At 53.0% G+C, this 24,835-nt stretch carries 22 protein-coding genes and 1 tRNA gene; 5 read left to right on the top strand and 18 right to left on the bottom strand.

The genetic code is table 11. From position 1 onward, the window contains the following. Positions 1-42 precede the first annotated feature (42 nt). The 8 genes from J0X12_RS03230 to J0X12_RS03260 form a co-directional block, all read right to left on the bottom strand. Positions 43-243, bottom strand: a complete 201-nt coding sequence (locus J0X12_RS03230; RefSeq protein WP_207042181.1) for a hypothetical protein — start codon at positions 241-243, stop codon at positions 43-45. Continuing rightward, positions 194-382 carry an HGGxSTG domain-containing protein gene (locus J0X12_RS17660; RefSeq protein WP_420497027.1) on the bottom strand — a complete coding sequence of 63 codons (189 nt, stop codon included), beginning with the start codon at positions 380-382 and terminating at the stop codon, positions 194-196. Before J0X12_RS17660 ends, J0X12_RS03230 begins: the two co-directional genes overlap by 50 nt. Continuing rightward, entirely contained in the window at positions 369-518 is a 150-nt protein-coding gene (locus J0X12_RS03235) for a hypothetical protein (protein WP_207042183.1), read from the bottom strand. The genes J0X12_RS17660 and J0X12_RS03235 overlap by 14 nt, the downstream gene beginning before the upstream one ends. Positions 519-522: 4 nt before the next feature. Continuing rightward, positions 523-1,074 (bottom strand): hypothetical protein, encoded by a 552-nt coding sequence (locus J0X12_RS03240; protein ID WP_207042185.1) that lies wholly within the window; start codon positions 1,072-1,074, stop codon positions 523-525. Beyond that, positions 1,074-2,768, bottom strand: a complete 1,695-nt coding sequence (locus J0X12_RS03245; protein WP_207042187.1) for a bifunctional DNA primase/helicase — start codon at positions 2,766-2,768, stop codon at positions 1,074-1,076. Before J0X12_RS03245 ends, J0X12_RS03240 begins: the two co-directional genes overlap by 1 nt. After that, the gene (locus J0X12_RS03250) at positions 2,765-3,478 is read right to left on the bottom strand and encodes a hypothetical protein (protein WP_207042189.1); all 714 of its coding nucleotides are present in this window, start codon (positions 3,476-3,478) and stop codon (positions 2,765-2,767) included. Before J0X12_RS03250 ends, J0X12_RS03245 begins: the two co-directional genes overlap by 4 nt. Positions 3,479-4,176: 698 nt before the next feature. Continuing rightward, positions 4,177-4,827 carry a hypothetical protein gene (locus J0X12_RS03255; protein WP_207042191.1) on the bottom strand — a complete coding sequence of 217 codons (651 nt, stop codon included), beginning with the start codon at positions 4,825-4,827 and terminating at the stop codon, positions 4,177-4,179. Then, complete coding sequence (locus tag J0X12_RS03260) at positions 4,827-6,194, bottom strand: tyrosine-type recombinase/integrase (protein ID WP_207042193.1); 1,368 nt, start codon at positions 6,192-6,194, stop codon at positions 4,827-4,829. Before J0X12_RS03260 ends, J0X12_RS03255 begins: the two co-directional genes overlap by 1 nt. Positions 6,195-7,058: 864 nt before the next feature. Here J0X12_RS03260 and J0X12_RS03265 point away from each other — a divergent pair. Genes J0X12_RS03265 through purU form a run of 5 tightly spaced genes read left to right on the top strand, consistent with a single transcriptional unit; the run spans position 7,059 to position 13,039 of the window. Further along, positions 7,059-8,309, top strand: coding sequence for a sarcosine oxidase subunit beta family protein (locus J0X12_RS03265; RefSeq protein WP_273543365.1), 1,251 nt, complete (start codon positions 7,059-7,061; stop codon positions 8,307-8,309). 7 nt (positions 8,310-8,316) lie between these two features. Beyond that, positions 8,317-8,604 carry a sarcosine oxidase subunit delta gene (locus tag J0X12_RS03270; RefSeq protein WP_207042196.1) on the top strand — a complete coding sequence of 96 codons (288 nt, stop codon included), beginning with the start codon at positions 8,317-8,319 and terminating at the stop codon, positions 8,602-8,604. Further along, the gene (locus J0X12_RS03275; protein WP_207042198.1) at positions 8,601-11,558 is read left to right on the top strand and encodes a sarcosine oxidase subunit alpha family protein; all 2,958 of its coding nucleotides are present in this window, start codon (positions 8,601-8,603) and stop codon (positions 11,556-11,558) included. Before J0X12_RS03270 ends, J0X12_RS03275 begins: the two co-directional genes overlap by 4 nt. Further along, entirely contained in the window at positions 11,551-12,123 is a 573-nt protein-coding gene (locus J0X12_RS03280) for a sarcosine oxidase subunit gamma (RefSeq protein WP_207042199.1), read from the top strand. The genes J0X12_RS03275 and J0X12_RS03280 overlap by 8 nt, the downstream gene beginning before the upstream one ends. 31 nt (positions 12,124-12,154) lie before the next feature. Beyond that, positions 12,155-13,039, top strand: coding sequence for a formyltetrahydrofolate deformylase (gene purU, locus J0X12_RS03285; RefSeq protein ID WP_207042201.1), 885 nt, complete (start codon positions 12,155-12,157; stop codon positions 13,037-13,039). A 56-nt stretch (positions 13,040-13,095) separates the two neighbouring features. Here the strand turns inward: purU and J0X12_RS03290 are convergent, their stop codons facing one another. The 10 genes from J0X12_RS03290 to J0X12_RS03335 all read right to left on the bottom strand — a co-directional run bounded on the left by J0X12_RS03290 (position 13,096) and on the right by J0X12_RS03335 (position 24,831). Further along, positions 13,096-13,983, bottom strand: coding sequence for a carbon-nitrogen hydrolase family protein (locus J0X12_RS03290; RefSeq protein WP_207042203.1), 888 nt, complete (start codon positions 13,981-13,983; stop codon positions 13,096-13,098). Further along, a complete protein-coding gene (locus J0X12_RS03295) occupies positions 13,983-14,942 on the bottom strand; it encodes an ABC transporter ATP-binding protein (protein WP_207042213.1) in 960 nt (319 codons plus the stop codon). Before J0X12_RS03295 ends, J0X12_RS03290 begins: the two co-directional genes overlap by 1 nt. After that, complete coding sequence (locus tag J0X12_RS03300; RefSeq protein ID WP_207042215.1) at positions 14,939-15,943, bottom strand: ABC transporter ATP-binding protein; 1,005 nt, start codon at positions 15,941-15,943, stop codon at positions 14,939-14,941. Before J0X12_RS03300 ends, J0X12_RS03295 begins: the two co-directional genes overlap by 4 nt. Further along, complete coding sequence (locus J0X12_RS03305) at positions 15,940-16,827, bottom strand: ABC transporter permease (protein WP_207042216.1); 888 nt, start codon at positions 16,825-16,827, stop codon at positions 15,940-15,942. Before J0X12_RS03305 ends, J0X12_RS03300 begins: the two co-directional genes overlap by 4 nt. Further along, entirely contained in the window at positions 16,824-17,840 is a 1,017-nt protein-coding gene (locus J0X12_RS03310) for an ABC transporter permease (protein ID WP_207042218.1), read from the bottom strand. The genes J0X12_RS03305 and J0X12_RS03310 overlap by 4 nt, the downstream gene beginning before the upstream one ends. A 21-nt stretch (positions 17,841-17,861) precedes the next feature. Further along, positions 17,862-19,415, bottom strand: coding sequence for an ABC transporter substrate-binding protein (locus tag J0X12_RS03315; RefSeq protein WP_207042220.1), 1,554 nt, complete (start codon positions 19,413-19,415; stop codon positions 17,862-17,864). Between the two features lie 171 nt (positions 19,416-19,586). Further along, positions 19,587-21,008, bottom strand: a complete 1,422-nt coding sequence (locus J0X12_RS03320) for a sigma-54 interaction domain-containing protein (RefSeq protein WP_207042222.1) — start codon at positions 21,006-21,008, stop codon at positions 19,587-19,589. A 220-nt stretch (positions 21,009-21,228) separates the two neighbouring features. Then, positions 21,229-21,304, bottom strand: a tRNA-Thr gene (locus tag J0X12_RS03325). 82 nt (positions 21,305-21,386) lie between these two features. Then, on the bottom strand, positions 21,387-22,739 hold the full coding sequence (locus J0X12_RS03330; protein WP_207042224.1) for a heme biosynthesis protein HemY: 1,353 nt from the start codon (positions 22,737-22,739) through the stop codon (positions 21,387-21,389). Positions 22,740-22,749: 10 nt separating this feature from the next. Beyond that, complete coding sequence (locus tag J0X12_RS03335) at positions 22,750-24,831, bottom strand: uroporphyrinogen-III synthase (RefSeq protein ID WP_207042226.1); 2,082 nt, start codon at positions 24,829-24,831, stop codon at positions 22,750-22,752. Between the last annotated feature and the right edge of the window lie 4 nt (positions 24,832-24,835).

Here is a 24,835-nt window from a genome sequence, read left to right on the forward strand (position 1 = left end):
TGGTGCCTGATTCAAGGCTAAGCAATTCGCATCGATAGTAGGTTAAAACATTTGAACTTTAACCCCACTGCCGTTGCGCACGCGATTCATATGACCATTTTGTCTTGTAAATCGTGCAGGGGAAAAATGCGTGGTCAGACCACTATAGTCGGGTCGCTCTTCGCATTTCCCAGATGAACGCCATAGTTTCTCGTCAAAGCGCAATTTTTTCAGCGGTCCAATAACCATGTCGATAATTCCCATTTCGCAATCCCTTGGGGGCACCTAAAGAAGTCCCTCCGTGCATCCGACACCTTCCATTCTTCAAACCCCAGGATTTACAGGGAGCGTCGCTACGGGTCTTTGCGCCGCAATGCATGGGGTTGTCCTCACTTTTTTGCATTCTCCCCGCCCCCCTCCACCGTGCCTATAATGGCCTGCCCGCCCTCATTGACGTGAACATGCTCGACCGTCATTTTCTGCTGGCCTTTGCCTCTGTGCTTGTTCAGGGCTTCCATTTGCTGGGTGTCGGCTCTCATGAGTTTAGTTAGCCGGTTTGTGGCACTGTCCGATTGTTTTATTGTCTTGATGCGGATTAGATTGTTCTGCGCTCTCATTATTGCTCAGTGTGTAGCAAACCATATGACTTGCCAACATGCTCTCTATGGCGTCCAGTGGTGCAATGGAGGCTATCAGTGCAAAGCTCGCAGTCATCTGCTCGCCCATATACTTCGCGCCGTCTTTTCGGCTTGCCGTCGCATTCATCAAGGCGTTGGTTTGTTCTCTAACGTATTGATTGTTGTCGATACCGAGCGTCGATATAAGAGCCAAACTGCCTAACTCCTGGTCGCCTTCGTATTCGATACCTAACACTGGCAAATCTTCTTGCTGGACGAGTTCAGGAGAAACAATCCCGTTACCAATAATCTCCTCCAGTCTGTCGCGCGCCTGTTTCGGCAATTCGGGAATACGGTCATGACGAACTTCGATACGTTGAGCGTTGTTCGGTTTTTCCACTTTCAAACCACCTACGAGTTTTTTTGGGCTTTCGACTAACTCTTCTTTCGTCTTTGTTTTAGTGCAATCCTCACGCATTAAAATACCCCAGTCGGCTTGTAAATTCTGTGCGCCCCATCGAACCAGAATGTCAGTTTTCCGGTGCTGCCCCATGCGGGCTGCTCCTTCACTTTGTTAATGGCGACGGCGGTTGTTTTCTCTTCAAAGTTTCTGTGAACAACCATTCCCATATCGGCCTTGTTGAACCAATGCGCAGACCCTGAAATGCTGTAGAGGTCCGGCATCGGCTGGTCGCCGTTCTGGTCCCGCTGCATCTTCGCCGGGTGTGCGACTACCCAGACTGTTACGTCATGCGTCCGGCAAAACCGTTTGATTTTCGAGATAAGCTGGCTGACAAACTCGGTTTCCGTCTGGTTCTTATCCCGTCCGGCCTCGATCTCGTTGTACGGGTCGATGACCAGTCCCTTGATGCCGTACTTGAGACAGGACAACCGCGCCTTCTCAAGTATCCAGTCAATCGTAGGCGTATGGTCGTTGCTCGTGATGTAGTAGAAATGCCGGTTCACATATTCCAGCCCCGCCGTGATTTCCTCCGGTGTCATTCTTGGATTTGGTCCCTCATAAAACGGCTTCTTTAAATGCTTCTCAAGCAAGCGGCTTGCGTACTGCGCGGGTTTGTGTTCCGGGGAGAATATGCCAAACTTCCAGCCGTGCTTTTCCGCCAGCGTCATGGTGATCTGCTCAAGGAAGTTGCTTTTGCCGTGGTTGGGAACCCCCGTAACAATATGAAAAGTGCCCGGCATGATCTTGTAGAAGTCATCCAGCCCCTCTATGCCGATGCGGACTGGCTGCGGTCCGCGACCGTGATACATGTCGAGTACAGCCTCACCAAAATCCTCAAACCTGTAAACCCCGTCTATCGGCCAAGGCTCGGCCTCTTCGACTGTCGCCTTGAGAGCCTCCTTCCCCCATGCCTGCAAAACCGCGTTGGCGTCCTTTGTCGCTTCATCCCATGTTACCCGCCAGCAACGGTCTTTCCCGAACCGGTGCGCCAGTTCTGCCGCCAGTGCCTGCCCCGGCACATCCGAATCCGTCGCGATAATAACCTTGTTCACGCCTTCCAGTTTCGGCAGGCAATTGCGAAGGGCATCAAAGCGCTTGTCATCGTCCCTGAACCTAGCTTCCTTTGGCGCACCGTCCGGCAAAGTGACAGCGTGATATATTCCGGCCGCCATAAGCGCCAACACGTCCATTTCGCCCTCAACAAAAATAACCTCGTCGCCGGTCACATTGTCGATGTTGTAGAGGGACCGCATAGCCCCCTGCGTTTGCTTGAATTGCTTATCCCGCGTCCGGTACTTCACATTGACCGGCTTGCCGTCCAGGCGGTAGGGAAAGGCGATGCAGCTTTTCTTGTCCGGCCCGTAATATTCCTCTGTAGCGTAGCATCCGGCCTTATCGACCGTTTCCCGTGAAATCCCGCGTCCCTGAAACCAGTCATACATGGCCTCTGGCCTTTTGGGCTTTTCCGGCAGGGTTGGTCGCTTCCATTTCTCCGGCTTCTCGAAACAAGGAACATTCCCGGTGGTGGTGCAATGGTGACAGATCCACGTCGCCCCGCCTTCGCCATCTATCTTCACTGACAGGCAGGGATCGGTTTTCTTCTTCCGGGCGTGACTACATTCCGGGCAGGTGGTGACATGCTCGCCTGCTACATAATTCTTGAGCCGGATACCATGATCCGCCAGCCGTTCGCTGATGTCTCTGGTCATTGCGACCTCCCGAGCGGGTTGGAGGTCACAAGGTCGCTGTGCAGGGCGTTATATTCAGCGTCCGTCATCTTGTGGGCGGGCGTTTTCTTCCCACCAAGATACTGAATGTTGCGTTTTCTCAGTGCGCCCGATACCGCCGCAAACCAGTTCTTTGGTGTTTCGGCTCGGAAGTAATCATCAAGGCTTGTAAGTTCCGCCCGTAAGTCCGGTATGGCGGGATAGGCTTTTTGCCAACGGTGAAAATCAATCTCATTCAGCCGGATAATTTCACCTTCAAAATGATACCTGTGATCTTGTTTTCTTGTTTCTTTGTTATTATTTGCGTCACTCCTGCGTCGATCCTGCGTCATTTCTGCGTCACTTTCCGCGTCGGCTATCCGCCCGCCGCCCTGATATGCAGAATAATTACATATAGTTATAACCGTTTGCCCTGCGTCACTTTTGCGCTCGATCATCGAACGCTTTTCAAACAAGGCTAAACGCCTTCTTACTTTCGCCTCTGGCCATTTCCATGCTTCCGCAAGATATCTGGTCGAGTAGGAAAGCTGCCCGCGTTTAAGCTCGATATCCGTCTTCGGGAGCGCCAGTTTGACACCGGTTTTCCAAACGGCATTTTCGACCAGCCAGCACCATGCCTCACGGTCACTATAGGGTTGGCGTCGGAAGGCTGGATTTTCCATCCAGCCCCGGTGCATGAGATAAAAGCTCATCTGAAACTGCCTAGCCCCCATAGGTCCATGAGATAGGAAACCATTGCCTCCGGCATTAGTCCAGCCCTGTAAGCCGTCTTAATGGCCGTCTTCCTCTCTTCTGAAGATTTATCGCCAATCAGCACATTCCAAGTGCGATAATCAAGAATAGAAATGTGGTGGCGACGCGCAATCATAGATGCCTGCCGCTTCGCTAGATCGCATTCCTCACGGGTCGAGTGAGGCTTGCTATCGGTGGTTCTGTGTTGTAAAAACATATGTGTATCCACCCTGTAAAAGGGATGAGAAAAAGTCTGCCCCGCTGCGTTTGATCACGGACGCGAGAGCAGGTTTTTTTGAAGGAATGGCTGATAGTCATCGCGCCGCCTCGCCAGCATCTGAAGTAGACCGCCTCAACGGAGACAGAATGGATTGGGCCCATTTGTCCAGTTCAGGCTCGGGATACAGCGGAACTCGGCCTGCCGACACAAAACAAGGGCCTCCTCCTAAGCATGCGTACTTCGCTAGCGTCGAGGGGGCTCGCTCAATTCCCCAACGTTCCTTTAAGTATTCGGATGCCGCATTTCGGCGGTAACGTTTACAGTATGATTTCATAATAGACCTCGTTTACTTAGTGTTCCGGAAATTTCCGGCTAACGAGGTCATTACTACGCCGTTGAAAAAATGCTGTCTAAGGACAGAACCCAGCGTAAAATTGCTTAGGTTCCGTCCTTGAGAGCACGACGAATTAATCCGCCAACGGACGAGTTCGTTACTTTCATATCTGGGATATGTTCTTTTTTAATCGAGTTGAAGACTACCCACACAAACTGGAAAAACGGGCCGTCTTCCTTATTCGTGTCTTCATACGAATTATGTGTAACTTTATGCTTATCGCCGCCTGCCGCCAGATAGATTTCCCTCAATTGTCGGATTAAAAATTGCTGATGTTCTCCGATACTTTGGCGGCCAGGTTTGGATAAACGCGTTAGTTGATGCTCTGCAAATTTCTCTAGTTTCCTTGCATTAATTGCGGCGGTCTCCGGATCCGCTTCGGCCAGAGAATCGAATGCAGAAAATCCAACTGGATCGTTAGGATTATTTATTTCCTCTATTAAGCTTGCCAACTTTCCTGCTGACTTTTTAATTGACTTAAGGTGATCTTTGACACCTGGGCTTTTCCGGGTTCCTTTTTCTTTGGGGCGTTGTCGCTCAATAGCTGCGCTGCCGAGAAACCAAGCGCCGCATTTTTCTACTCTTTCCACGACCCCCTCCGGTCGCTTTACATACTCTTTGATTTCCTTAACCTCAGCGTCACTCAGTTGAAAAACACCAGTGTCTGCAACGTATCCGCCAAGCACAGGCCGCATCAGTTAACTCCGCCTCTGAACTCCAACACATCTGCGGTTCTTTTCGCATTGCTCATTAATGAAGAAATTTGGGCCGCTGTTTGGTCGGCCGCCGCTACAAGTGCGGTATCCACTTGATGAATATATCGACCCGTCACAGTTCCGGAGGAATGACCAAGCATTGCCGCGATAGTAATTTCTGTCATACCAAGATTTGCCGCCGTGCTCGCGAAGGCATGACGCAATCCATGTGGCGTTAATCCTGTAATAGACATTGCTTCGGCATCGACTGCGCTCAACAGCCCTTCCTCTTGCTTGTCTTCAATATACTCCTTCGCGAACCGTAAAATGCGAAGCCATGCTTTAGGCAGGCCAGTAAAATGCCGGTTGGGAGTTTTACCGGATTTCATTTCTACCCTTTTTCTCGAGATGCCAGGCAAGACAAACTCATTGCTCCTTGGCAAGCCATTCAATATGTTGATTGCAGCGGCACCCAAGGGACGAATGCTTTCACCTGTCTTACTTTCAAAAAGCCGTAGGCATCGGCCTGAACAATCAACTTCCGCCCAACGCAATTTTTCTATCTCGCCACGACGGCACCCTGTCAGTGCGAGCAATTGTATCCCTTTAGTAACTTGCCATGGTTCGCCGCGCTGTTCGGCGGTCTCAAGGGCCACTCCAAGAACCCTATACTGCTCGCTCGAGAGCAGCACCCTTCGCCGCTTGTCCGCCTCGCGTTTTACTCCCTGAACCGGGTTCGCTGCTATTACACCTTCTGACACTGCATAGCTCAGAATACCCCCCAGAAGCCCTACTGTTCGCGCAGCGGTCCCCTTCCCACCTTTGACAATGGCGCGGCCCTGTTTCTTCGTCTTTACGTCCGCCGCCGTTTTGCCAATTGTAACGTCGCGCATAAATCTGTTTATCTCTGGCGTCGTGAGATTGCGCACCTTTCGATTTCCCAAGAGTGGAAGTATGTGTCGTTCGATGCGGCCCCGGTCGATATAAATCGTTGAAGGTTTTTTTGGTTTATTCCGCTTCCCCAGGATCAAGCCGCGTTCAGCTGCCGTCAAGTAGTCCTTGCACAGCTCGCGTACTGTTATTGCTTTTCGCTCATCCCGCTTCGCTTCCGCCGGGTCGCCGCCGTGTGCGACCTCACCCAATTTCTTCTTAGCCAACCGGCGAGCTTCATCGGGTGTAAGAACGCCCATTTTACCCAGCGTTAATCGGCGGCTTCTTCCCTCAACATTACGATACTGCACCAAGAAGGATTTTACACCGCTTGGCTTCACTCGGAGACCAAAGCCAGACAGAGACTCATCCCAAACGACTACATCGCGATCGGCATCGGCGACAATAGTTTTAATGGTATCGAGAGTCAGCTTCATCAATAATTCTCTGAGGTAAGCATTGGGTAAGCACGAGTCAGCAATTTTCAGTAAGCTATAGCAATTACTGTATATACTCGAAACGCCATTTTCAAATTAATTTACAACTCATTAGTAAAGTTTCGTAAAGGTGGGAGAATGCGCGAAATAAATAATCCATTACCCTCCGAAGGCAGAGGTCACACGTTCGAATCGTGTCGGGTGCGCCAATCTTTTCAATGGGTTTTTCGACTTTTTCTCCATGTTGGCTCAGCCATTCAGTAATAGGTTCGGCCTCGGATGATCGCTCCAATAATAGCAGAGTAGTGCTTTGCCCAATCTGAACCATACATGCCGTTAAACTTGCCGACATAATTTTTGATCAAACGCGACCTTCTCAATTAAGTTCGGTTCTGATACCAAGCTCGTATTTTTTCAAAAGCTCACAGAACCTGTCTCCACCTATGCCCCCATCACCGGTCTTCCCTCTAACTTCAACATTTGTCATGCCAGCTTCTCTTGGCAAGCGCCTTTAATCGTCGCTTGCCCCTTGTGGAATTCTCAATTGCGCCCCATCTGTATCCAATAAGTGCGCGAAGTGTTGCAAGCATCATTGCGGGCAGATCAGGGAGACCCTTCTCTATAAACGTAAATAGTCTGGACATTAACAACTCTTGCATGAGTAGTATTAATCCACTTCAAAGCCTCTACGACAATTGATAAAGCTTGTACCGGAAAAGTAATTCCTCAAAAGAAATCGCACGGCCCTACTTTCTTCGAATTTCCGCCCTGCATGTCTTTTTTGTTGCCAATCATGACCCTGTCAGAACAATCGGATAAACGGCACTATGCGATTGTTCAAGCAATCATGAAAAGGAGCCAGCTTTGCGCTATTCCGCCCTTAAGGTGCTGATGGAAGGGTTGCGGGGGAACACCGGATGGAAACCCGTGTGGCGGGACCCCGATCCGCAACCCGAGTATGATTACATCATCGTTGGCGGCGGCGGACATGGCTTGGCGACGGCACACTATCTCGCAAAAATCTATAAGAGATCCAGGATCGCCGTTTTGGAAAAGGGCTGGATCGGCAGTGGTAATGTCGGGCGCAATACAACGATTATCCGTTCCAACTATTTGCTCGACGGGAACGAGCCCTTGTATGAATTCTCCCTCAAACTCTGGGAGGGGCTTGAGCAGGACCTCAACTATAACGCCATGGTCAGCCAGCGCGGCATCCTCAATCTCTGCCATAGCGACGGGCAGCGGGATGCCTTCCGACGCCGCGGCAACGCGATGATATTAAACGGTGCGGATGCAGAACTACTTGATCAGGACCAGGTGCGTGAGATGGTGCCTTTCCTTGATTTCAAGAACGCGCGATTTCCCATCAAGGGCGGGCTGTTGCAACGGCGCGGTGGCACCGTACGTCATGATGCCGTTGCCTGGGGCTATGCCCGCTCCGCCGACAGCCATGGGGTGGATATCCTCCAGAACTGCGAAGTAACCGGATTTAAGATCGAAAAGGGCCTCGTTAAAGGGGTAGAGACTAGCCGTGGATATATTGGCGCGAAGAAGGTCGGCGTCGCAGTCGCGGGCAGTTCCTCCCGCGTGATGGCAATGGCCGGGCTCCGCCTTCCGATCGAGAGCCATGTCCTGCAGGCTTTTGTTTCTGAAGGGCTGAAGCCCCTTATCCCTGGCGTTATAACCTTTGGTGCCGGGCATTTCTATATCAGCCAGTCGGACAAGGGCGGGCTTGTCTTCGGTGGCGATATTGACGGTTACAACAGCTATGCCCAGCGCGGCAACCTGCCGGTAGTGGAGGATGTGCTGGAGGGCGGCATGGCCCTGATGCCAATGATCGGCCGGGCAAGACTCTTGCGAATGTGGGGTGGGTTGATGGATATGTCGATGGATGGTTCCCCCTTTATCGACCACACGCCAATTGAGGGTCTCTATTTCAATGGCGGCTGGTGCTACGGCGGCTTCAAGGCAACGCCAGCATCCGGCTATGTCTTTGCGCATTTATTGGCAACTGATATGCCGCATGAAACGGCGACAGCACTTCGGCTGGACCGTTTTAGATCCGGCGCCATGATCGATGAAAAGGGCGCCGGCGCCCAACCGAACCTGCATTGAGGCGCCCATGATTATCAACCATCCCTTACTCGGCCCCCGCGATGCACAGGAATTTGTCTATCTTGGCGATGCCAACCTGATCGACCGCCCCGACCCCTCATCATCAACCGCACTCGATGATTTTCATGACTATCTCTATCTCCGGGACAACCCCGCCGGAAGTCATCGGGAACTCTGGTTTCATGAACAGGGTGACAGGTCCTGGCTTGTAGTAACCCGCGATACGACCACTCATGAAATTACCCATGTCGAGCTTGCCTCGGAATATGCAAAACGACAGGGGCGGGACAGATGAGCGGGATAAACCGCCTCGACGGTGGCCAGATCGATCGCAATAACGTCCTCACCTTTTCCTTCGATGGAAAAAGATACTCAGGATTTGGCGGTGACACGCTGGTCTCTGCGCTGCTCGCGAATAATGTCCGTCTGATGGGCCGTAGTTTCAAGTATCATCGTCCGCGCGGTGTATTCACGGCTGGATCGGAGGAACCCAACGCCCTTGTCGAACTAAGAAGCGGTGCCCGGCGCGAGCCTAATAGTCGTGCCACCGTTGCGGAACTGTATGAGGGGTTGACGGCGCAAAGCCAGAACCGCTTCCCCTCCCTTCGTTTTGATGCCCTGGCGTTCAATGACACGCTGGCGTCATTCTTATCGTCGGGCTTTTACTACAAGACATTTATGTGGCCCGTCGCGTTCTGGGAAAAAGTCTACGAACCCTTCATCCGCCGTGCCGCCGGCCTTGGCCGCCTGTCGGGAGAGGAAGATCCCGATACATATGACAAAGGCTTTCTGCATTGTGATCTCCTGATTGTTGGCGCAGGACCAAGTGGATTAGCGGCGGCCTTGACGGCAGGCCGGGCCGGCGCAGAGGTTATTCTCGCGGAGGAGGATTTCGCCCTTGGCGGTCGTCTGCTGGCGGAAAGCGGCATTCTGACAGATCGGTTGGCGAGTGACTGGATAGAAGAGGTAACGGCAGAGCTTGTAGCCCTTCCGAACGTCCGATTGATGACTCGTACAACGGTTTTTGGACAGTATGATCACGGTATATTCGGGGCGGTAGAGCGGGTTTCTGATCACATTCCGGAACCTCAGCCAAATAAGCCGCGACAGATATTATGGCGTATCTATTCGAAACGTGCCCTGCTCAATGCAGGGGCGACAGAGCGCCCCATCCCGTTTGAGAATAATGATCGGCCGGGCATTATGCTCGCAGGCGCAATGCGAGCCTATGCCAACCGCTGGGCCGTGACGGCGGCAAGGAATGTTGTCGTCTTTACCAATAATGATGACGGTCACCGTACGGCCCGTGACCTTTCTGAAAAGGGCGTCGATGTTGCCGCCGTTGTCGATTGTCGCCACAATGCACCGACGTCAGCTGATTTTGAGGTCATTGAAGGTGCGGAGGTTATCGGTAGCCGAGGACGGCTCGGCCTAAAAGCTGTAAAAATGCGGTTTAAAGACGGGTCCGAGCGGGAAATTGCCTGCGGTGCTCTCGGGGTGGCTGGTGGATGGAACCCCAATGTCCATTTGACCTGTCATAAGCGTGGTCGGCCTGAGTGGAATGGAGACATCTCTGCCTTTATCCCTGTGAAAAGTGAGGATTCGGCACTTCGGGTCGCGGGGGCGGCAGCGGGCATATTCTCCACCCATGGCGCGCTTCAATCAGGAGCACAGGGGGCAATCGATGCCTTAAATGATCTTGGCATTTCTGCACGTTTTCCGGCACTGCCCGAGGCAGAAGATGCGCCCGTAAATATCGCGCCCTTCTGGTATGTTAAGGGCGGGACAGGCCGCGCCTGGCTGGACCTACAGAATGATGTGACCATCAAGGACATCAACCTCGCCCATCAGGAAGGGTTCAGGTCTGTTGAGCATGTCAAGCGCTACACCACCCTGGGCATGGCGACGGATCAGGGAAAAACAGCCAATATCGGCGCGCTCGCCGTGCTTGCAGATATCGAGGGGAAATCCATCCCCGAAGTAGGCACCACAATTTTCCGTCCCCCGTATACGCCAGTGTCAATAGGGACCTTTGCCGGACGATCACGTGGCAAGGAGTTTCGCCCCTATCGCCTGACCCCCAGCCATAAATGGGCGGCGGAACAGGACGCCGTTTTCGTTGAAGTGGGCAACTGGCTGCGCGCGCAGTGGTTTCCGCTCAAGGGTGAAACTCATTGGCGGCAGTCCGTCGATCGGGAAGTGATAGCCGTTCGGAAATCCGTCGGCATCTGCGATGTGACGACGCTGGGCAAGATCGATGTGCAGGGTGCAGATGCTGCGGAATTCCTCAACCATATATACTGCAACGGTTTCGCCAAACTGCCCGTTGGCAAGACGCGGTACGGGCTTATACTGCGCGAGGATGGCATGGCAATGGATGACGGAACCGCGGCGCGTCTCGCCGAGGATCACTTTGTCATCACGACGACAACTGCCAATGCCGTTTCCGCCTTCCGCCATATGGAGTTCTGCCGCCAGTGCCTTTGGCCGGGCCTCGATGTGCAACTCATCTCGACCACGGAAGCCTGGGCGCAGTTCTCGGTCGCCGGGCCGAATGCGCGCAAGCTCATGCAAAAAATTGTCGACACCGATCATGACATCACGAACGAGGGATTTCCCTATATGGCCTGCGGCGAGATTACGATTTGCGGGGGTTTGCGTGCGCGACTTTTCCGGATTTCCTTCTCCGGCGAGCTGGCTTATGAAATTGCCGTCCCGACACGGTATGGGGACGCCCTCATCCGTCGCCTGATCGAGGCAGGCAAGGAATTTGACGTTGTTCCCTACGGCACGGAGGCGCTTGGTGTCTTACGGATCGAGAAGGGTCATGCCGCCGGAAATGAGTTGAACGGCCAGAGTACGGCCGCCATGCTCGGCATGGGGCGCATGGTCTCGCAAAAGAAAGACAGCATCGGCCGGGTTCTCGCGGGTCGCCCCTATCTCCAGCGCGTCGATGATTATCGGTTGATTGGCCTATTGCCCGTAAATTTGGATAGCGTGATCCTTGCCGGAGCGCATTTGATGAATGTCGGAATGGAGAGCTGCGCCGCTAATGATCAAGGCTGGGTGACTTCCGCTGCCTATTCGCCGCATATAGGTTCTTCAATCGCCCTCGCGTTCCTTAAAAAAGGAGATCAGCGCCATGGCGACGTAATCCGCATCGTTAACCCGCTTAGTGACGGGGATATCGAAGCGAAAGTAACCAGCCCCCACTTCATCGACCCGGAAGGAGAACGGCTCCGTGTCTGATCATCCGCTTGCCCCTTTGACCGCACTTGCGAGAGATACGCCCGTAGTCGAGAAAATTGGCGGCATTACAATTACAGAAAACCCCGATCTTGCGATCGCGTCCCTCGCCGTAAGACATGGACGGGAGCTGGATCTGCAAACACTTCTGACCCCGGTTCTTGGGGAGGACTTGCCGGGCCCCGGTCGTGCGGCCTTTTTAGAAGATACCGCTGCGATCTGGACAGGAATCGGCCAGTGGTTTTTGATGTCGCCCGTTGCAAAGCATCCTGACTATGCCTGGGATATGAAATATATCGTCAAGGACACAGCCAGTGTCACAGAACAAACGGACGGCTGGGTAATTTTCGATGTTATCGGCGACAGCCTAAGCCCGCTGCTGGAGCGGATTTGCAACCTGAATGTCAACGCCATGTCAGATGGCGATGCCACACGATGTCTGATTGAACATCTCGGCTGCTTGATCATTTGTCGTGAATCAGGTAGGAACATCTCAATCTTCGGGCCCCGTTCCTCGGCGGCCTCACTTCACCATATTCTCGTCACGGCGGCAAAAAGCGTCGCCTGACATCTGGTTTATTCAGGAAAGTGTTTCCGACATGCAGACTTTTGCGCTCACCGTAAAATGTAAATCCACGCGAGGAATTGTCGCCGCCATTTCTGCCTTTCTTGCGGCAAATGGCTGCAATATTACTGACAGCGCCCAGTTTGATGATCAGGAAACCGGCAATTTCTTTATGCGGATCAGCTTCCAGAGTGAAGAAGGCAAGGACCTCGCTACATTATCAGAGGGATTTGCGGAAATTGGTGAACGTCTCGGCATGGAGTTCAGTTTCCATGATGAATCGGAGAAGATGAAAGTCGTTATCATGGTGTCCCGCTTTGGACATTGCCTCAACGATCTTCTGTATCGCTGGCGGATCGGCGCGCTGCCAATCGAGATTGTCGCGGTGATATCCAATCATTTCGACTATCAGAAGGTTGTCGTGAACCACGATATCCCCTTCCATCATATCAAGGTGACGAAGGAGAACAAGAAAGAGGCCGAAGCCCGTCAGATGGCAATTGTTGAGGAAACGGGGGCGGAGCTTATTGTCCTTGCGCGCTACATGCAGGTTCTTTCGGATGAAATGTGCCAGAAAATGTCAGGCCGGATCATCAACATTCACCATTCCTTCCTGCCAAGCTTTAAAGGGGCGAACCCTTACAAGCAGGCCTTCGAAAGAGGGGTAAAGCTGATCGGCGCCACCTCTCACTATGTAACCGCGGATCTCGATGAGGGCCCGATTATCGAGCAGGACACGATCCGCGTCAGCCATGCCCAGAGTCCAGCAGATTATGTCAGTCTTGGTCGCGACGTGGAAAGCCAGGTTCTTTCACGCGCCATCCATGCGCATATCCACCGGCGGGTATTCATTAACGGCAACAAGACGGTTGTGTTTCCGGCAAGCCCCGGCAGCTATGCCTCAGAGCGGATGGGGTAGGAAACGTATTCCCTTCCGCTGTCTATTTGAACTGGATGCGACAGGACCGCTGCGCGCTACACTGACTTGATGCTTACGGGGGGTGCGCTTACTCGTTCGGGCCGCTCCAGTTTCTTTAAAGGACCAAGCTTGGTCTGGAAATATGACCGCCCTTTGGGGTCATATTGCGGAAAAGCAATCTTTGAGTCCCTGAAGCTTTTCAGCGGTTGACCCAAGCCTTTTATTCCCTCTTCTCGGGTTCGACGCACGAGATCGAAATCTAGAAAAACCGGAATGATTTCCGCTCCTCTTCCGGCCTGGTGAAGAACATCCCCTTCGGGACTGAAAATGGCAGATCGACCATATCCCAGCCTGCCGGTATTATTTATATCGACAAAATAAAGCTGATTAATTCCAGCTGTTGCACGGCTGACCGAAAGTTCAAAATCGCGGTCAATGGTATTTGTCAGGGTTGGATGCAGGATTACTTCCGCGCCGAGCGAAGCCAGCGCCCTGGACGTTTCCGGAAACCAGCTGTCATAACAGATGGAAAGCCCGAACCGCCCGACTTCGGGGACATCGAATACTGTATGTTCAAGTCCACCGGTCACGCCTTGCTCGTAAGGCTGGAAAGGGTAAATTTTGCGGTGCCTCGTAACCACTTCACCTGCTGGATTGATAACAGGCGAAGTGTTGTGGATCTGGCCTTCATGAACTTCATAGAACGATCCCGGGATAAGCCAGATACCGTGTTTTCGGGCAAGGGAACAAAAATACTCTTCTGCCGGCCCCGGCATCGGTTGGGCGGCCTGCAGGTCTGGTCCGAAAGCACAGAGTTCCCCAAACATAATCATCTCGACCCAGGGAAAACGGGCCACGGCGATCCCAATTTCCCTGCCCATCAAGCCAAGATTGTCACCGAATGGCGCATCCATCTGGATTCCCGCAATAGCAAAAGTCGTCATTAATCTTCTTCTCCTTGGATCGGGTGATGGCAGGCAACGGCCCAAGCCTCGCTTTTTGATAATAAATCTGGTCGTAATGTCCGGCAAAGGTCGCTCGCGTAGGGACAACGATTCGCAAACGCGCATCCGGCAGGCAGGCTGAGGGGACTTGGAACCTCACCGCTTAACGCGACGAGCTGATTTTTCTTTAAAGGATCCAGCGACGGAATAGATGCCAGAAGTGCCTGTGTATAGGGGTGCGCCGGACTGGAAAATATGGAGTGAACAGGCCCGCTTTCAACAATACGTCCAAGATACATCACCATGACTCGATCAGCGATGTAGTTCACCGTCGCAAGGTTATGGGAAATGAAAAGAAAGCTGAGGCCATGCTTCGCCTGCAGCTCTTTCAGAAGGTTCAGCACCTGGGCCTGCACAGACACATCAAGCGCCGCAGTCGGTTCATCAAGAATAAGCATTCTTGGTTCCAGGGCGAGCGCCCGGGCAATCGCAATTCGCTGGCGCTGTCCACCCGAAAACTCATGTGGATAGCGTTTCAGATGCTCCCGACCGAGACCAACGTCACGCAAATGCTGTGCGACCCGTTCCTCCAGTTTCGAGCCTTTCAGACCGAACACCGTTTTTAAAGGCTCGCCAACAATATCGCGAACACGCATCTTCGGGTTGAGAGAAGAAAAGGGATTCTGGAAAACGATGCTGAGTTTCTTTCGAAACTGCTGCCTCTGTTGATCGCTCAACGACGTGAAATCGGTTCCATCAAAATGCACTGTCCCACCGTCCGACGAAATGAGCTGGAGTAGGGAAAGAGCAATACTGCTTTTGCCGCAACCACTTTCCCCAACGAGCGCAACTGTCTCGCCGGCAGCGACATCAAATGAAACATCATCCACCGCCTTGATCATCCCGACTTTTGTCGGATAGACTTTCTGCAGGTTTTTTACCGAAAGCAGTGCATTCATAACCGGCCTCCCGCGACGATTTCATCAAGAGCGACCGGACCGCTGGCATTATGGCAGAAAGAAAATTGATCGGTAAGCACGGCCCGCCGCGGCGGCGCCTGCTTATGGCAAACCTCACTGACCTTTGTGCAACGTTCCGCGAAAGCGCAGCCGATTATCGGAACAGACATATCTGGTACCTGACCTGGAATATAGCTTAGGTCGTCTTTTGTCTGTCCAAGCGCAGGCACAGTTTTCATCAGAGCTGAAGTATAAGGATGCGAGGGAGTAGCCAATACATCCACAACAGGCCCACTTTCGACAACCATGCCCGCATACATGACGGCGACCCGGTCACAAAGGGCGGCAACGACCCCGAGGTCATGGGTGATAAAGAGGATGCTCAAGTTTTTCTTCGCCACCAGTTCCCTCAGCAACAGGATAATCTGAGCCTGAACAGTGACGTCGAGTGCAGTCGTCGGCTCATCCGCAATCAGCAACTCCGGTTCACAGACCAGAGCCATCGCAATCATTACCCGTTGAAGCTGGCCGCCCGACATTTGATGGGGATATCTATTGAAGGCAATCTCGGGATCAGGAAGGCGAACGTCCTTAAAGGCCTGAAACACCCGTTTCCTGGCTTCCTCTTTCGACATGAAATGGCTATTGAGCAAGGCATCCATTACCTGTCTGCCCACCTGGAAGAATGGGTTGAGCGCCGTAAACGGATTTTGAAATATCATCGCGACCTTACGGCCCCGAATTTCCTGGAGCTCCGCCTCACTCCGGTCAATTATCTCACGGCCGACAACACGTATATTGCCTTTCACACGCGCTGACGAACCGAGCAGCCCGAGAGCTGCCATGCTGGTTACGGATTTGCCGCTACCAGATTCCCCGACCAGTCCCAGAATTTCACCCCGGTTTACATGCAACGTACAATTTCGTATCGCATGTACATTCCGCTCGAGAGACGGGAAAGTGACATTCAGGTTTCTGATCTCCAGCACTTTGTCACTCATCGCCCGCTCCTGTATTTCGGATCGAGCATATCGCGAATGCCATCTCCCAGCAGATTGACCGCAAGAACCGTCACAAAAATAGCGAGGCCCGGAAATGCTGCCGTCCACCAGTAATCGAGGAATTTTGAGCGAGAGAGCGCGACCATGAGACCCCACTCTATGGTTGGCGGTTTGGCGCCTATGCCGATAAAACTCAAGGAGGCAGCTGCAAGAATGGTATACCCGAAATCCATAGATCCCTGCACAATGGCGGGCGTCCAGGAGTTGGGAAGGGCATGACGGAACATAATACGGAGTGAACCGACACCCATTGCCCTTGCGGCATCAATATAAAGTTCCTTGCGGATCGCCATTACCGAGCCGCGAACAATGCGTGCGTACCAGGGAAACCATGAAATCGCGAGAGCAAGCATCGCATTGAAGAGGCCGGCTCCTAGGGCTGCCGTAATCGCTATCGGTAGCAACAGGGGTGGAAAGGCAAGGAAAATATCGGAAATACGCATTAGCAGCATATCGACCTTGCCGCCAAAGTATCCCGCCGCCAAACCAATGGGCACCCCGATAGCCATCGAAATCGCCAGTACAGTAATGCCGATAATCAGGGAAGTTTGCGCGCCATAAACAACCCTGGAAAATATATCCCGCCCCAGTGCGTCCGTTCCCATCAGGTGCTCGAGACTAGGAGCGAGCAGTTTGTGGCTGAAATCTATCTTGTTGGGCTCGAACGGTACGATCCAGGGAGCGAATAGCGCCGCCAGAATAATCAGAAGAAAAATTCCTCCGCCGACGAACAACAGAGTGTTTGTTGACGCAAAATGGGAAATGCGGCGTGTCCAACTCGGTTGGAGAGCGGGGTTTGCCTGAAATCCGTCAAGACTGCTCATGTCGCCCTCAATCGCGGATCAACGAGATAGTACAGAAGGTCAATCACCAGATTGACGGACAGATATATGGTCGAGAGAAAGAGTGTTACTCCCATTACTGCGGGGAAATCGTTCTTGGTAATGGCCCCGACAACGTAACCTCCAAGGCCGGGCCAATCGAACACATACTCCACGACGACAGATCCGCCGAGCATGAAGCCATAAGTCAACCCGATAACAGTCAGCATGGGGATTAGCGTGGCTTTTAGCGCATAGAGGAAATAGATCCGTCTTTTTCTCATGCCATAGGCCTTTAGGGTAAGGATATAATCCTGAGCAAGTACCTCCACCATGGTGTTGCGGGTAATTCGTGTAACCACAGCAAGGGAGGCAATACTGAGCGTAAGAACGGGAAGCACCAGATGCGCGGCGGCACTTTTAAAGGCGAGCCACTGGCCTGCCAACAGGGTATCAATCAGATACAGACCGGTTACCCGGGGAAATTCGTAATCCAGAAGAATCTCACTATTCATCCGACCTTGCAGGGGCAGCCATGAAAGCTCGCCATAGAAAAGCATTTGCAGCATCATGCCGATCAGAAATACCGGCAGGGCCATACCGGCAATCGAGAAACTTCGGGCCCCATGATCGACCAGATGATTCTGCTTGACCGCAGAAAGAACGCCCAAAGGCACGCCAACCAGGACAACGAGGATTACGGCCAGCGTGGTGACTTCAAACGTTGCGGTCATACGCTCCAGTACATCTTCCAGTACCGGGCGGCCAGTTCTCAGGCTTTCTCCGAAGTCTCCGCGCACCATGTCGGCGACATAATAGCTGAACTGGGTATAGATAGGCTCGTCGACATGAAGCTTGGCCCTGGCAAGATCGATCTGCTCCTGTGTGGGCCGGTGGCCCAGCATCATTTCTATGGGTGATCCCGGCAAGACGCGGCTCAGCGCGAAGGTGACGACCATTACTCCTGCGAGTATTACAATCATCAACGCCAGACGCTGAGCCACATATTTGATCATGCCGGGATATTAACCTTTCGCCTATTTGCGCGTGACTTTGTGGAAGAAGACAGCGGCATAAGCCGGATTTGCCTCAAGGCCTTCCAGGTTTGACTGGCGGGCAATACGCGTCATTATATCCGCATAGAAAATCGCGACGGCGTCATCTATCAGAATCTGCTGGGCTTCATGATACTTCTTGATGGCAGCATCCCGATCGGACCCTTCCAGTTCAACGCCAGCGTCCAGTACTTTGTCATATTCCGGATTGGAATAATGCGAAAGATTGAACAGGGCTTTATCTTCGGTTCGGAAAAGGCCGATCAACCAGTCATTTGGCGTCGGGTACGTTGGCCACCATGTCATAGACTGCAAGTTGGGCGCCGTCTCCAGGTTCTTTGCCCGATCCCAGATCACCCCCCATTCACCCGGCAGCAGTTCAACCTCCACGCCAACCTGACGTGCATTCTCCTGAAACAGGAGGGCCGAGTTTTTATAGGCTTCTGAAGTACCGATATAGGCAATCGTTATTTTGCGCTGATCTTCGGGTACGCCGGAGTCTTCTATCAGCTTTTTGGCGAGTTCAAGATCAAACGCCGGTGGCTCGATATTGGCGTTGTGGCCCCACATCGTGGCGGGTACGGCACCACGGGCTACTTCTGCATGGCCCGCAAGAATATCATTCACCACTGTATCGTAATCCCAGATATGGGTAAGTGCCTGTCGAAATTTCTTGTTGTTGGTTGGCGCTTTCTGGGTGTTGATCAGGAACTGAGAGTTTTTCCAAGACGGAACAGTATATGCGCTGATTCCTTCTTCCTTATTCAAGCTGTCGACGATATCGGCCGGCACCAGCGAGATGAAATCCGCTTCACCACTCTTCAGCATTTGTACCTGTGTTGCATTTTCGGTCACGACTTTCAGGATAATCCGGTCAAAGTTTCCTTCTTTCCATCCACCGTGAAATTCCGGGTTTTTCTCCAGAACAACCTGTTGGTCCTTTACCCATTGACGCAACTTGTAGGGGCCCGTTCCCGCCGCGTTTCCCTCATTAAACCAGTCGGTGCCTTTTTCTGCGGCCTTTGGTGAAAACATGTAGGCGCCATATTGGGAAGAGGCAATCAGGTCAATCGGTTGTGGTTTCTTGGTCTTTATGACCAGCGTCGTGTCGTCAGGGGCCTCGATCGAGTCTACAGATGCCCAGATGTACCACGCGCCCTTTTTCATGGATTTGGTCCGTTCAATCGACGCTTTCGCAGCGGCGGCGTTAAACGGCTCCCCATCATGGAATTTTACACCTTCGCGAAGCTTGAATGTCCATGTAAGGCCATCGTCGCTGACAGACCAGCTGGTCGCAAGTGCAGGAGAAAACTGCTCTTCGCTTTCCGGCGGATTGTACCAGAGAAGTGGTTCGTAGACATTGGCAAGCATCATAACTTCCAGGGAAAAGGCGATTGAAGGATCCCAATCCTTTATATCGCCATACATGGCATAGGTTGCCGTGTTCGTCTTTGCCTCCGCTTGTGAGAGGGGGCTGGTCAGTGACGCCGCCATGACCATAGTCACGGCCAGCACCACTTTCATCAATGATTTCATTTTTACCTCCTTGCGACGCGGTTCAGGTTTTTCATTAGCTCTTCCGCTGATCTAAGTAAGAAGCAAGGTTAATGCCAGTTTCGGAGTTTGAAATAATCTAATTAAAACAATTGTTTATGGAATTTTAGCATAGCCTGAATTATTCTATATTGAATAATTTTTGCTTTTTATTCACTTTTGAATGTTTCCGCCGGGCCTCAGCCCATGTTTTTTCAACAGCCTGGCTACCGTCGGCTGCGACACCCCGATTTCCGCCGCAATATCCACTTGCCGGCGGTGTTGCTTGCAGGCCCGCTTCAAGAACAGATACTCTATTTCACTTACGGCAGCATCTAATGTCATCCCGTCATATCCAAACTGCCGTGGCGGTACAGCCTGCAAACGGACTGCTTCTGGTAAATGGAGGGCGGTCAGCACGTCTTCTGTTCCGCTCATAACGAAGGCATGCTCCAGTATATTATCCAGCTCCCGAACATTTCCCGGAAATGCATACCGGTTAAGGAGAGCCATCGCCTCAGGGTCCAATTGCTTTCGTACTCCATATCGCTCGGAAAGGGACTGGATAAACTGCCGGATCAAATTTGGCAGGTCCTGTCGCCGCTCACCTAATGTAGGCAGCCGGACTGGCACTACATTTAGCCTGAACCACAGGTCTTCGCGAAATTCACCGGCCACCACCTTTTCCTTCAGGTTCTTATTGGTAGCGGCAATCAGACGAACATTCACTTGTTTGACCCGTGTATCTCCGACAGGGATAAAGCCCTGAGTATCAAGAAAGGTAAGGAGCTTTACCTGCATCTCCAGTGGGAACGCATCGATCTCATCGAGAAAAAGAGTGCCGTTATGGGCCGCCTGAATCAGGCCGATTTTGCCTTCTGCGAGCGCGCCAGTGAATGCACCCCCCTTATATCCAAAAAGCTCTGCTTCCATCAGTGACGACGGAATCGCGCCACAATTTAGGGAGAGAAACGCCTGATCCCGCCGCGAAGATCCTTCGTGGATGACACGGGCAATCATACTTTTCCCCGTACCGGAAGCGCCACTCAACAAAACAGTCGTATCGAAGTCAGCAACACGGAAAACAGTATCCATGACCTGCTCCATGGCCTCACTGACCGCTACGATCTCCTTCATTTTAAGGTCCCGGAGTTTCATCGCCAGCAGTTCTGACTGCATGCGAGAATGCAGTTTCTCCTTTTCCTCAAGTTCAATGCGCAAAAGATTGAGCTCGGTCAGGTCTCGCTCGCTCCCGACAACAAGAGAAACGTCCCCCTTCTCATCGAACACCGGAACACCATTGACCAAAAGGGTTCGACCGGATTTTACTTTCTGAATAATCGCCACAGGTTTCTTGCTATTCAAGACGCGATGGGTAACATCAGTGTCGAAGTTCCCCTGGCCTAACAGCTCCTCCACGGTCTTCCCGCAGACTTCCTCCCGCCGGATGTCATTTAGTTCTTCGCACGCCGAATTGATCCAGAGCAGTTTAGGAGTGGCGTCACATACCCAAACACCATCTGCCATGGCCTCGAAGACAGCTTCCATCTGCGCTTCAAAAAACGGGGTGACAGCGTGTTTTGCATGGGATGGCATTGGGCTTCTCGTCAGTTATTCAGAAGTGAATACCAACCTGCCTGAGCATTGCGCCAAGTTCAAGTTCTTTCGAGAAGAACAGGATTGGCTGCATCAACAACCGCCTACTCTTGCCGAGCAAATGGGTACGTCGTTAAAATTTCTTGAGAGGACCTGCGGCGACCCTGATACAAAGACTCAGCGTCGGAAGGTAACAAATTGGATCGAAAACTGAAAAGAATGGTGCCGCTGGGGTGACTCGAACACCCGACCTACGCATTACGAATGCGGTGCTCTACCAACTGAGCTACAGCGGCACATCGTGAATTTCGGCAACATATAGTCTGTCCCGAAAAGAAGAGCAAGCGTTTCGTGCGGCTATTCTCACATGTCCCGCAATTAGCTGCCCGTGCTGATCTCGCGGACGATCTCCGCCTCGATCACGTCCGGATTATGGGGCCCGCGATCTGCTGTCCGCCAAGAGAAACTGTCAAAGCTGTCGCAGGCCGGGCAATGGGCGTGCCATTTTTCTTCCTGCCTGCCGCAGGCGTTGCAAATCCATAGTGGATCCTGCGGCGCGACCGAGCTTTTGACGATCCATTCACGCGCAGCAAATGCATCGGCATTGGCTTTTTCCTCCAACTCCGCCAGCATCCGCAAAATACTTGCAGAAGGATTATCTCCTCCCGCCCTCATCAGATGCTCGCGCGCCGGGCCCCAGTCGTTGGACGCCAGCGCCGCCTTGGCCAGCATTAGGTGTGTTTCGACATGATCAGGATTATGCGGTGCCACAGTCTCCTTTGCGCGACGGAACCAGTCGGAGGGCTGTTCACCGGAGACCGTGTTGCGAATTGCTTCCGCCAAATCACGGTGTGGCGCATTTTTCCAGGTCTCCCCGATCAGCTTATGCAATTTGCGTGTTGATCCCTGTTCGGCCGTCAGTTTCACATCAAGCACGGCGGCGGGGACGAAAGACGGGTCGATCTCATGGGCCTGCTGTGCAAGGGACAAGGCATCCGACTCGCGTTTTTCTTTTACCGCCGTAAGGGCCTGCTGATAGGTAATCACGGTTCTGGCGCGGCGGACTGCCTCCCCTTTTGCAGCTTTCCCTCGGGCAAGCCGTGTGAGCGCACTCTCTGCCCCTTCCCAATCGCGGAGTTTCAAGGAGAGCTCATAGAGTTCCTTTGTCACCCAGTCCGTGCCAGGACGCAACTCATCCGCTCTTTTGGCAAGGCTTCGCGCTTTTTCAACGTCGCCCTCCTTAATCGCCCGATTTATCAGTCCGCGCAGGCCCAGGAACTCTGTATCCTGACGCGACATCATCCGATCATAATATATGCTCGCCGCACGATTATCGTCATTTAGCTCAGCGGCCTGCGCTGCGAGCAAAAGCGTCATGGGTTCCCCCGAAAGATGCTTTTCCGCAGCGACTGCCTGACGACGGGCTTCAACCGCATCCCCGGCCGCAATGGCGACCATACCGCTTGAGATCGCCTCGAGCCCCTTGTTGCGGCGGCGTTCCGAAAAAACAGCGCCTATCCGCCCGGGACCATGCTTCAACCAAACCCAGAAGCGGTAAAAGAGCGCGACCAGCACGGCAAAAACAAGCACCGCCGCCCCGACGACGACGACTGAAGTCTCGACGACATAACCGCCCCAGGTCAGGCGGACATCTCCCGGATAATCCGAGAGCCAGACCGCTGCGATCGCTATCAGAACAATCAGGGCGAAGACAAAGATTGTGCGTATCATGTCGGCCCCTCTAGTTGGACGTTGGCTGGGAAATGGCCGTCGTGGTTGCCTCCTGCAGCAATCCGGCAATGGATTGTTCGACCGTCAGGCGGGTTTTGGCCTTGTCGAGCCAGGACGCCGCCACCTCTGCCGGGGCGCCCGAAAGCTTTTCAATTTCCGCAACGGCGTTATCGAGATCGTTCTCAGCAAGGTCCTGCTCCGCCCGAGCGACCACCGCATCCACGTCATTCCCCTCCATATCATCGACCCGCCGGAACTTGACGGCAGATGCAATACGGTGAAGTGCTTCTCCGTACCAGGTCTCCTCCGACGGAAGCCGTGCCGACTGGCTGATATCTGAAGCAATTACAGTGAAATCCTTTTGCAAGCTCGCCAGCGTCGGCGCGCCAACCGGGGCAATCGGCTGCAGCTTTTCGATTAGCCCGTTGAACTTATCATCGGCAACAGCGGCCACCTGCTTCAGGCCATTTTCAAACGGTTCGTTTCCGCGGGTTTCCCGCTGAAGCTGGCTGATGGCAAGCAGCATCAGGGTGCGCTGGTTTTCCGCCTCCCCTTCCGATTTGCTTGCGATCTCCGCCTTCAGCGTGCCCTCAAGCGAGGACAGCTGCGCCGCCTGTGATTTAACTGCCTCCCGATCACTCGTGATTGTCGTTTCAAGGCTGGTAATCTGCCTTTTTATATCCAGCAGCGCTGTCTTGAGGTCGACGATCTCGCTCTGTATTTCCGGACTCGGATCAGCGACAACCGGATCAGCATTTTCAAGCTTTCCGAGGTTTTCCTTTTGCTGGTTAAGCTCTTCCAGCGCGGCGGAAAGCTTTTTCTGTTGTTCTGCAAGCTCACTGGATAGCCCGCTAAGCTCTTCCTTTAATGACCCCGATAGCGCCGTTAGCTTGCCGTCATCTACCCCAGGGCTTGTATTCACCACCGGAGCTGAATTTTCAATCTTGGAGACCCGCTCTGACAGGGAAGCATAGTCCGATTTCAGATTGTCCCGGATCGCCTCAATCGCGGCCGTCGCATCTGACATATCCGAGCCGGACGACTTTCCAAACTGACCGGAAATAATTGCCGCCGTTTCAGTCGGCAGATAGGGCTCCAACTTCGGATAAAGAAGGGGCCATGCTGCAAGACCAAGACAAAACACAACGATCAACAGCAGAAACACAAGTCCGGCGCGGGATTTCGGCGCCGCAGGTTCTGGTGTTACAGGGGATTCCGTTCGCGCAGTATCCTTATTGTCCGCTTGTGCGTCCCCGGTCTTTTTCCTATCCGTACCGGCAGAGGGTACAGCAGCTTTGCCTTCATCCTCGGTCTTGCCAGACTTTTTATCGGACATGTTTCGCTCCCTTGGCATATCGGCAGTATTTTCCTGAGTCCTAGCTTGGCTGACAGCCGCAAGCAAGGCAAGCAGGTTTTCCTGATCGGGCTCCGCCGCAACATGGATACCCGCAAATGACAGTGGTTCAAGTTTGTCGGCAACGGCCTGACTTAAACAGTAAGCCGTTATCTCTTTCATATACGGCGTGAGACCCGCCGTCGTTACCAGGTCGACAAAAATCGCCGCTGTACGCGGGGAATAGAAAAGCACAGCCGAAATGACGCCACTTTTTAATTCCCTCACAACCTCTCCGTCCAAAGACGTTACAGGCAATGCTTCATATAGGACGACGCGCGCGCACTGAAACCCCTTTTCCGAAAGCATCCCGGCTAGATCCCCGGCAACTTCGGAACCGGCAACATGAATAAGCCGGCCGTTTTCCGGCAGACATTCAGCGATCACCTTGGCGGCAAGTGAGTTGACCTCCCCACCCGCGGCGTGAACATCTTTAAAGCCCTCATGGCGAACCGCTTCGGCCGTCGCGGCACCAACGGCAAAAACCTTTATATCCCGGGGCTTCAAAGCCCGACCCAATGCCCGTGCGCCATTTGCGCTTGTCACCAGGAGCGCCTGAGCGCCGGTGATATCCACCTGCTTTCCGCGTAGGTTTTCGATATGCATCATCGGCGCAAGGCGTGTTTCGTGCTCCATTTTCTTCAAAATGCGGGCTAGACGGCTGCCGTCCGGTTCGGGTCTGGTAATCAGTATTTTCATTACA

This window comes from Sneathiella sedimenti, assembly GCF_017313765.1.
GTDB lineage: Bacteria > Pseudomonadota > Alphaproteobacteria > Sneathiellales > Sneathiellaceae > Sneathiella > Sneathiella sedimenti.

Coding starts and splice junctions, on each gene's coding strand:
- J0X12_RS03260 (WP_207042193.1), bottom strand. CDS start 6,194: ATGAAGCTGACTCTCGATACCATTAAAACTATTGTCGCCGATGCCGAT.
- J0X12_RS03230 (WP_207042181.1), bottom strand. CDS start 243: ATGGGAATTATCGACATGGTTATTGGACCGCTGAAAAAATTGCGCTTT.
- J0X12_RS03245 (WP_207042187.1), bottom strand. CDS start 2,768: ATGACCAGAGACATCAGCGAACGGCTGGCGGATCATGGTATCCGGCTC.
- J0X12_RS03240 (WP_207042185.1), bottom strand. CDS start 1,074: ATGCGTGAGGATTGCACTAAAACAAAGACGAAAGAAGAGTTAGTCGAA.
- J0X12_RS03275 (WP_207042198.1), top strand. CDS start 8,601: ATGAGCGGGATAAACCGCCTCGACGGTGGCCAGATCGATCGCAATAAC.
- J0X12_RS03270 (WP_207042196.1), top strand. CDS start 8,317: ATGATTATCAACCATCCCTTACTCGGCCCCCGCGATGCACAGGAATTT.
- J0X12_RS03305 (WP_207042216.1), bottom strand. CDS start 16,827: ATGAGCAGTCTTGACGGATTTCAGGCAAACCCCGCTCTCCAACCGAGT.
- J0X12_RS03290 (WP_207042203.1), bottom strand. CDS start 13,983: ATGACGACTTTTGCTATTGCGGGAATCCAGATGGATGCGCCATTCGGT.
- J0X12_RS03320 (WP_207042222.1), bottom strand. CDS start 21,008: ATGCCATCCCATGCAAAACACGCTGTCACCCCGTTTTTTGAAGCGCAG.
- J0X12_RS03250 (WP_207042189.1), bottom strand. CDS start 3,478: ATGAGCTTTTATCTCATGCACCGGGGCTGGATGGAAAATCCAGCCTTC.
- J0X12_RS03330 (WP_207042224.1), bottom strand. CDS start 22,739: ATGATACGCACAATCTTTGTCTTCGCCCTGATTGTTCTGATAGCGATC.
- purU (WP_207042201.1), top strand. CDS start 12,155: ATGCAGACTTTTGCGCTCACCGTAAAATGTAAATCCACGCGAGGAATT.
- J0X12_RS03235 (WP_207042183.1), bottom strand. CDS start 518: ATGAGAGCCGACACCCAGCAAATGGAAGCCCTGAACAAGCACAGAGGC.
- J0X12_RS03310 (WP_207042218.1), bottom strand. CDS start 17,840: ATGATCAAATATGTGGCTCAGCGTCTGGCGTTGATGATTGTAATACTC.
- J0X12_RS03295 (WP_207042213.1), bottom strand. CDS start 14,942: ATGAATGCACTGCTTTCGGTAAAAAACCTGCAGAAAGTCTATCCGACA.
- J0X12_RS03300 (WP_207042215.1), bottom strand. CDS start 15,943: ATGAGTGACAAAGTGCTGGAGATCAGAAACCTGAATGTCACTTTCCCG.
- J0X12_RS03335 (WP_207042226.1), bottom strand. CDS start 24,831: ATGAAAATACTGATTACCAGACCCGAACCGGACGGCAGCCGTCTAGCC.
- J0X12_RS17660 (WP_420497027.1), bottom strand. CDS start 382: ATGCAAAAAAGTGAGGACAACCCCATGCATTGCGGCGCAAAGACCCGT.
- J0X12_RS03315 (WP_207042220.1), bottom strand. CDS start 19,415: ATGAAATCATTGATGAAAGTGGTGCTGGCCGTGACTATGGTCATGGCG.
- J0X12_RS03255 (WP_207042191.1), bottom strand. CDS start 4,827: ATGCGGCCTGTGCTTGGCGGATACGTTGCAGACACTGGTGTTTTTCAA.